This window comes from Streptomyces albidochromogenes, assembly GCF_005981925.1.
Lineage (GTDB): Bacteria > Actinomycetota > Actinomycetes > Streptomycetales > Streptomycetaceae > Streptomyces > Streptomyces albidochromogenes.
In genome coordinates this window covers 1-6,220 of sequence record NZ_VBVX01000350.1, presented here as the reverse complement: position 1 = coordinate 6,220, position 6,220 = coordinate 1, and the positions used below count along the sequence as shown (strand labels likewise).

The 6,220-nt window shown below is 72.7% G+C and carries 7 protein-coding genes and 1 pseudogene; 4 read left to right on the top strand and 4 right to left on the bottom strand.

The annotated features are described in order from the left end of the window. Nucleotides 1-248: 248 nt before the first annotated feature. A complete protein-coding gene (locus tag E2E34_RS29720) occupies nucleotides 249-509 on the bottom strand; it encodes a DUF2630 family protein (protein WP_138904966.1) in 261 nt (86 codons plus the stop codon). 66 nt (nucleotides 510-575) lie between these two features. Further along, a complete protein-coding gene (locus E2E34_RS29715; RefSeq protein ID WP_138904965.1) occupies nucleotides 576-1,364 on the bottom strand; it encodes an alpha/beta fold hydrolase in 789 nt (262 codons plus the stop codon). A gap of 90 nt (nucleotides 1,365-1,454) precedes the next feature. Between E2E34_RS29715 and E2E34_RS29710 the strand changes: the two genes are divergently transcribed. From E2E34_RS29710 to E2E34_RS29695, 4 genes are all read left to right on the top strand, one after another. After that, complete coding sequence (locus E2E34_RS29710; protein ID WP_138904964.1) at nucleotides 1,455-2,804, top strand: aminotransferase-like domain-containing protein; 1,350 nt, start codon at nucleotides 1,455-1,457, stop codon at nucleotides 2,802-2,804. A 191-nt stretch (nucleotides 2,805-2,995) separates the two neighbouring features. Then, nucleotides 2,996-3,322 (top strand): hypothetical protein, encoded by a 327-nt coding sequence (locus E2E34_RS29705; protein ID WP_244316244.1) that lies wholly within the window; start codon nucleotides 2,996-2,998, stop codon nucleotides 3,320-3,322. 102 nt (nucleotides 3,323-3,424) lie between these two features. Beyond that, nucleotides 3,425-4,453 carry an ATP-binding cassette domain-containing protein gene (locus E2E34_RS29700; protein ID WP_138904962.1) on the top strand — a complete coding sequence of 343 codons (1,029 nt, stop codon included), beginning with the start codon at nucleotides 3,425-3,427 and terminating at the stop codon, nucleotides 4,451-4,453. Further along, a complete protein-coding gene (locus E2E34_RS29695) occupies nucleotides 4,450-5,316 on the top strand; it encodes an ABC transporter permease (RefSeq protein WP_138904961.1) in 867 nt (288 codons plus the stop codon). Before E2E34_RS29700 ends, E2E34_RS29695 begins: the two co-directional genes overlap by 4 nt. Here the strand turns inward: E2E34_RS29695 and E2E34_RS29690 are convergent. Both E2E34_RS29690 and E2E34_RS35700 read right to left on the bottom strand, forming a co-directional pair. Beyond that, a complete protein-coding gene (locus E2E34_RS29690) occupies nucleotides 5,301-5,714 on the bottom strand; it encodes a hypothetical protein (RefSeq protein ID WP_138904960.1) in 414 nt (137 codons plus the stop codon). The genes E2E34_RS29695 and E2E34_RS29690 overlap by 16 nt on opposite strands. Beyond that, nucleotides 5,714-6,220: pseudogene (locus E2E34_RS35700) on the bottom strand (hypothetical protein); the annotation flags it as partial. The pseudogene E2E34_RS35700 and the gene E2E34_RS29690, both read right to left, overlap by 1 nt.

Here is a 6,220-nt window from a genome sequence, read left to right as displayed (position 1 = left end):
CCGGAGCTTCGGGGTCGGTGCCGTGCCGGGGCGTCTCCTCGGGTGCCGAACGTTCGGGCATCGCGTGTTGTTCGAGGGAGTTGAGTTCGACACCCTGCGGGGAGCGCCCCGCCACGTCCCCTCCGGCCACCGCGAGAAGCGCCCCGGCCTCACCTCCCACCCGCCGGTGCGAGTCGGTTGTACTCCTGGTTCACCGTCCCGCGTTCAGGCTGATCCCCGAACCGTTGTCCACAGGCTGTGGAAAAGATTCAGCTCTTGTAGTTCTCCACCTCGGAGGCCGGCCGCACCCGCGCCTCCCCCGGGTCCTCGCCGAACTCCGACTTCGCCCGGCGCTGGCGCAGCAGGTCCCAGCACTGGTCGAGCCGGACCTCGACGGCCCTGAGCCGCGCCCGCTCCGCGTCGTCGAGCCCCAGCTTGCGGGTGGAGCGCTCACGCAGTTCGCGTTCCTCGCCGACCAGACTGGTGATGTTGTCGAGAATCTCCTGGTTGGCGTCTTCCGTGTCGGCCATGGCGACTCGCCTCCGTCGGTCAGCGGCCCTCCACCCAGCCCAGCACACCTCCCCCGCCGCCGCAGCTCAGGCAGCGAGGTGCGCGCGGAGCGCCGCGTTGAAGGCGTCGGGCCGCTCCAGGTTCGGGAGGTGCGCCGCCCCCTCGACGACCGCCAGCACCGAGCCCGGGATCGCGGCGTGCATCGCCTGCGCGTCGGCGACGGGCGTGTACGCGTCGTCCCGCCCCACCACGACCAGCGTCGGCACCCGCACCCGCGTCAGCAGCTCGCGGTAGTCGGGCCGCCGCGCCCGCCCGCGCAGGGCCGCCGCCGCGCCGGCCGCCGGTGCGGCGGTCATCATGCGGTGCACCCGGGCCGACACCTCCGTGTTGTACGGGGCGACCATCTTGTCGCGCACCTCGTCGGCGTACCCCCGCATGCCCTCCGCGAGGAGCCGGTCGGCGAGGGCGTCGCGTGATCGCGCCCCGTCCGGCGTCTCGGCGGCGGGGGAGGTGTCGGCCAGGAGCAGGCCGGTGACGCGCTCGGGGAAGAGGCGGTAGCACTCCATCACGATCTGGCCGCCCATCGACAGCCCGCCGAACACCGCGCGCTCCACGCCGAGACGGTCGAGCAGGCCCGCGAGGTCCTCGGCGAAGGCGGAGAACGGGGTGACGCCGGGAACGACCTCGCTCTCGCCGTATCCGCGCAGGTCGGGGGCGATCACCCGGTGGGTGGGGGCGAAGGCGGCGATCTGCGGGGCCCACATCGTGCGGTCGAAGGGGTGGCCGTGGACGAGGACGAGCGGCGGGCCGGCGCCCTCGTCGGTGTAGCGGACGGTGATGCCGTTGACGTCTGCTGCGCGCGGTGCGGGGTCCATGCCCACGAGGCTAGGCGCGCCCAACTCCTCGGTGCAATAAGATCTTTGCTCTCGGTGCAATGCCGACGCCGAGTGCGAGGAGGAGCCGACATGGCGAGGGACTACCGGCAGGTGGCCGACCGCATCGCCGCCGACATCGCCGCAGGCCGCCTGCGCCCCGGCGACCGCCTGCCCACCCAGCGCGCCTTCGCCCGCCGGCACGGCATCGCCAACTCCACCGCGATCAGGGTGTACGGCGAACTGGTGCGGCGGGGCCTGGCGGTGGGCGAGGTCGGGCGCGGCACGTTCGTCCGGGCAGCGCCGCCGCCGCCCGGCCACGCGCTCGCGGAGGAACCGGCGGCACCGGACGGCCCGGCGGTCAACCTGGAGCTCAACTACCCCGTGGCGGCGGGCCAGTCGGAGCTCATGGCCCGGTCCCTCGCCGGCCTGCTGCGTCCCGACGTACTCGAATTGGCCACCCGCCCCGCCGCCGCCGACGGCACTCCGGCGGCGCGCGAGGCGGCCGGGTCGCTGCTGTCGAGGGGTGGCTGGCGCCCCGACCCGGCGCGGGTGCTCTTCGCGGGCAACGGCCGCCAGGCGATCGCCGCGGCCGTCGCCTCCTTCGTGCGCCCCGGGGGCCGGCTCGGCGTCGACGCGCTCACGTATCCCCTGGTCAAGGCGGTCGCGGAACGGCTCGGGGTGACGCTGGTGGCGATCGCGGCGGACGGCGACGGCCTGTGCCCCGACGCGCTGGGAACCGCACACCGCGGCGCGCCGCTCGGCGCGGTGTACGTCCAGCCGACCCTGCACAACCCGACGGCGGTGACGATGAGCGAGGAGCGCAGGGAGCGGCTGGCCGAGGTCTGCGCGCGGTCGGGCATCGGGGTGGTGGAGGACACCACGTGGGCCTTCCTCGCCCCCGACGCACCCGCCCCGATCGCGGCCCACGCGCCCGCCCGCACGGTCCTCGTCGACAGCCTGTCGAAGCGCCTCGCTCCCGGCCTGACGACGGGCTTCCTGGTCGCTCCCGCAAGCCACCGGGACCCGCTGGCCGACGCCCTGCGCTCGGGCGCCTGGACCGCCGGCCGCTTCAACCTGGAGGCCGCGACCCGGTGGATCACGGACGGCACGGTGGCCGCCGTCGCAGCCGCCAAGCGCCAGGACACGGCGGCCCGCCACCGTCTCGTCCGCAGCCGGCTCGACGGCTTCCGGGTCCGCACGGACCCGCGTGCGTACTTCTGCTGGTGGGAGCTGCCCGCGCCCTGGCGTACGGACACCTTCGTCGCGGCGGCGGCCGCGCGCGGTGTCGCGCTCACCCCGGGCCGCGCCTTCGCCGTGCCGCCGCTCGCCGCGCCGGACGCGGTGCGGATCGGCCTGGCGTCGCCGCCGTACGACGTCCTGTCGCACGCACTGGAGACGCTCGCGCGAGTGGCGCGGGAGGGCCCGCCGGGCGGTGCGTAGATCCACTTGCCGACCACCGCGCCCGGGTGTGCCCTGGTAGGGATGCGCGTACGCGCTGCGGAAGGAGTCTCGCGATGGCTGGACACGCGGCGATACCCGGCCGGTCACCCCGGCCGGCCGAACCGGCAGGACCGGGAACATCGGCAGGGCGGACCGGGCCGCGCCATGCCGCGACCGTACGACGCCGCCAGGTGATCGTGCCCGTCGTGCTGGGCCTGGTGTACGGCTACTACGCGGCTTTCCTCGCCCGTGACGCGGGCGCCGTGACCGGCTTGAACTTCGGCTTCGGCATGCTGTGCGCCGCCGTCTTCGCGGGTCTGTGCTTCCTCCTGGGGCGCACGCAGCGCGCGATGATCCCGCTGGTGCGCGCCGCCGCGTACGGAGCGCTCACCGGCGTCGCCGTCGGCTTCCTGCACAGCCTGGCCGACAACACCGTGCTCGACGCCACGATCATCGGGCTGGCGGTCGGCGCCGGGATGGCGGCCGCGACCTTCTACATCTTCTACACGCGGGAATGAGGCCGCCGTGAAGTTGTAGGACCAAAGAACGATTACTTCCGGCCCTCCGGGCGGTCAACACTGGGAAAGACGATCCGACGACCCCTCGGAGGGGCGGAAGACATGAGTGGACACCCCGGCCCGGAGCTCGCCATCGAAACGGCGGGCCTGGTCAAAGTGTTCGGAGACAACCGGGCCGTCGACGGCGTAGACCTGTCCGTGCCCGCCGGCACCGTGTACGGCGTGCTCGGGCCCAACGGCGCCGGCAAGACCACGGCCGTGAAGATGCTCGCCACGCTGCTGCGCCCCGACGGCGGCGAGGCGCACGTCTTCGGCAAGGACGTGGTGCGGGAAGCCGACGCGGTGCGCGGCCGGGTCAGCCTCACCGGGCAGTACGCGTCGGTCGACGAGGATCTGACCGGTACGGAGAACCTGGTGCTCCTCGGCCGCCTCCTCGGCCACTCCAAGGCGGCCGCGCGCACCAGGTCGGCCCAGCTGCTGGAGGCGTTCGGTCTCGCGGAGGCGGCCGAACGGCAGATCAAGAACTACTCGGGCGGCATGCGGCGCCGTATCGACATCGCCGCGAGCATCCTCAACACCCCCGACCTGCTGTTCCTCGACGAGCCGACGACGGGCCTCGACCCGCGCAGCCGCAATCAGGTGTGGGACATCGTGCGGGCGGTGGTGGCGCAGGGGACGACCGTGCTGCTCACCACGCAGTACCTGGACGAGGCCGACCAGCTGGCGTCGCGCATCGCCGTGATCGACCACGGCAAGGTCATCGCCGAGGGTACGAAGGGCGAGCTCAAGGCGTCGGTCGGCTCCGGCTCCATGCACGTGCGGCTGCGGGACCCGGCGCAACGGCCGGACGCGGAGCGGGTGCTGCGCGGGGTGCTGGACGTCACCGTGCAGCTGGACCCGGACCCCGTCGCCCTGACGGCGACGGTCAACGGGCACGCGAGCGACCTCGGGGCGGCGGAACAGGCGGCGCGGGCGCTGTCCGAGCTCGCCGCCTCGGGGATCACCGTGGACAACTTCGCGCTGGGGCAGCCGAGTCTGGACGAGGTCTTCCTGGCACTGACCGACCGGAACGCGCAGGACGCCCCCGGTGACGGGACGTCGGACAACGCCACGACAGGAGTGCCGGCATGAGCACCGTCGCGACCAAGGACAAGGGCCAGGGCCCCGACGAACTCACCTTCGAAGCCCCGAAGGCGGAGGACCTCGCCGCGCTGCTCGTCAACAGGGACCGGCCGCCGCGCCCCAGCGCGCTGTCGGCGTCGCTGACGTTCGGCTGGCGGGCCATGCTCAAGATCAAGCATGTGCCGGAACAGCTCTTCGACGTGACGGCGTTCCCGATCATGATGGTGCTGATGTACGCGTACCTCTTCGGCGGGGCGCTGGCCGGGTCGGTCTCGGAGTACATCCAGTTCCTGCTGCCCGGCATCCTGACCATGAGCATCGTGATGATCACGATGTACACGGGTGTGGCCGTCAACACGGACATCGCCAAGGGCGTCTTCGACCGCTTCCGCACGCTGCCGATCTGGCGGCCGGCGCCGATGGTCGGCTACCTGCTCGGCGACGTGATCCGCTACCTGATCGCGTCCGTGGTGATGCTGGCCGTCGGCATGGTGATCGGGTACCGCCCGGACGGCGGCGTGCTCGGCGTGCTCGCCGGGGTCGCGCTGCTGATGGTCTTCTCGTTCGCGTTCTCGTGGATCTGGACGATGTTCGGCCTGCTGCTGCGCACCGAGAAGTCGGTGATGGGCGTCAGCATGATGGTGATCTTCCCGCTGACATTCCTGAGCAACGTGTTCGTCGACCCGAGGACGATGCCGGGCTGGCTGCAGGCGTTCGTCAACAACAGCCCGGTGACGCATGTGGCGACGGCGGTGCGCGAACTGATGGCGGGCAACTGGCCGGCCGCCGACATCGCCTGGTCGCTCGGCTGGTCGGCCGTCCTGCTGACCGTGTTCGGCACGGTGACGATGCGGCTCTACAACCGCAAGTGACCCCCCGGCGCGTACGGGACCACGACGATCTGGTGCACGTCCTCGTAGACGACACGCCCAGGATCGGTGGACCGTACGCGCCGGCACTCGACCCCGTGGGCGGCCAGGATCTCCAGACAGCCGCCCACGCGGGCGATCAGCTCCACGGCGGTCGGCTTGAACCAGGCCGCCGCGCCCGGATTGACGCACGCGTCGTAGACGGTCGGGTCGACGGTGCTCGGGTCCGTGCAGACCGCGTCGTACCAGTCGTTGTTCGCACGCCGGAACCGCTCCTGCTCGGCGCTCAGCCGCCCGTCGCGCGCGAGGCCGTTGACGAGCCCGAAGACGCCGGGGAAGTTGCCCCGCGCCCGGGGGACGGTGCCCTGGAACCGCACGTACGCGGTCGGATCGGTAGCCATCACGGCATCGTAGGCACCGGATCCGGGCGGAGCGGCGGGTACTTCGCGTGGTGGAGTGCCCAGGCTGCTTCCTGGCGGCAGCGGCCGCACTGGGTCTCGTCGCCGACGGGGCGGAAGACGTGTTCGGAGCCGGGGCCCTCACAGGTGATGAGTGGCCTCACCACGCGGTCCGTGGGCGGCGGGCCGTCGGGTGTCCGGGGTACGAGCGACCGCTGCTGCGGCATCTTCACCGTCAGGCGGTGCCGCAGGAAGCCCACGGCGGAGCGCACGCCGTTCGGTGGCAGCGCGCTGGTCAGCGCGTACCGCAGGTCGGCCGGGGTGATGCCTCTGCGCAGCCAGTCGGCCGCGATGGCGGAGAGCGTACGGGCCTCGCTCACCCCCAGGTGCAGTTCGCGGCGCGACTGCCGCAGGGACAGCAACACGTCCTCGGCGACGGCCCGTTCCGGGTCGTCCGGGTCCGAGGCCAGGTCCGGGTCCGGGTCCGGGTCGTCCGGGGGGTCGGGGGG

What these genes read in the sequence shown, in the direction of transcription:
- E2E34_RS29690 (WP_138904960.1), bottom strand. Translation starts at nt 5,714, where the DNA reads ATGGCTACCGATCCGACCGCGTACGTGCGGTTCCAGGGCACCGTCCCC.
- E2E34_RS29720 (WP_138904966.1), bottom strand. Translation starts at nt 509, where the DNA reads ATGGCCGACACGGAAGACGCCAACCAGGAGATTCTCGACAACATCACC.
- E2E34_RS29710 (WP_138904964.1), top strand. Translation starts at nt 1,455, where the DNA reads ATGGCGAGGGACTACCGGCAGGTGGCCGACCGCATCGCCGCCGACATC.
- E2E34_RS29715 (WP_138904965.1), bottom strand. Translation starts at nt 1,364, where the DNA reads ATGGACCCCGCACCGCGCGCAGCAGACGTCAACGGCATCACCGTCCGC.
- E2E34_RS29700 (WP_138904962.1), top strand. Translation starts at nt 3,425, where the DNA reads ATGAGTGGACACCCCGGCCCGGAGCTCGCCATCGAAACGGCGGGCCTG.
- E2E34_RS29695 (WP_138904961.1), top strand. Translation starts at nt 4,450, where the DNA reads ATGAGCACCGTCGCGACCAAGGACAAGGGCCAGGGCCCCGACGAACTC.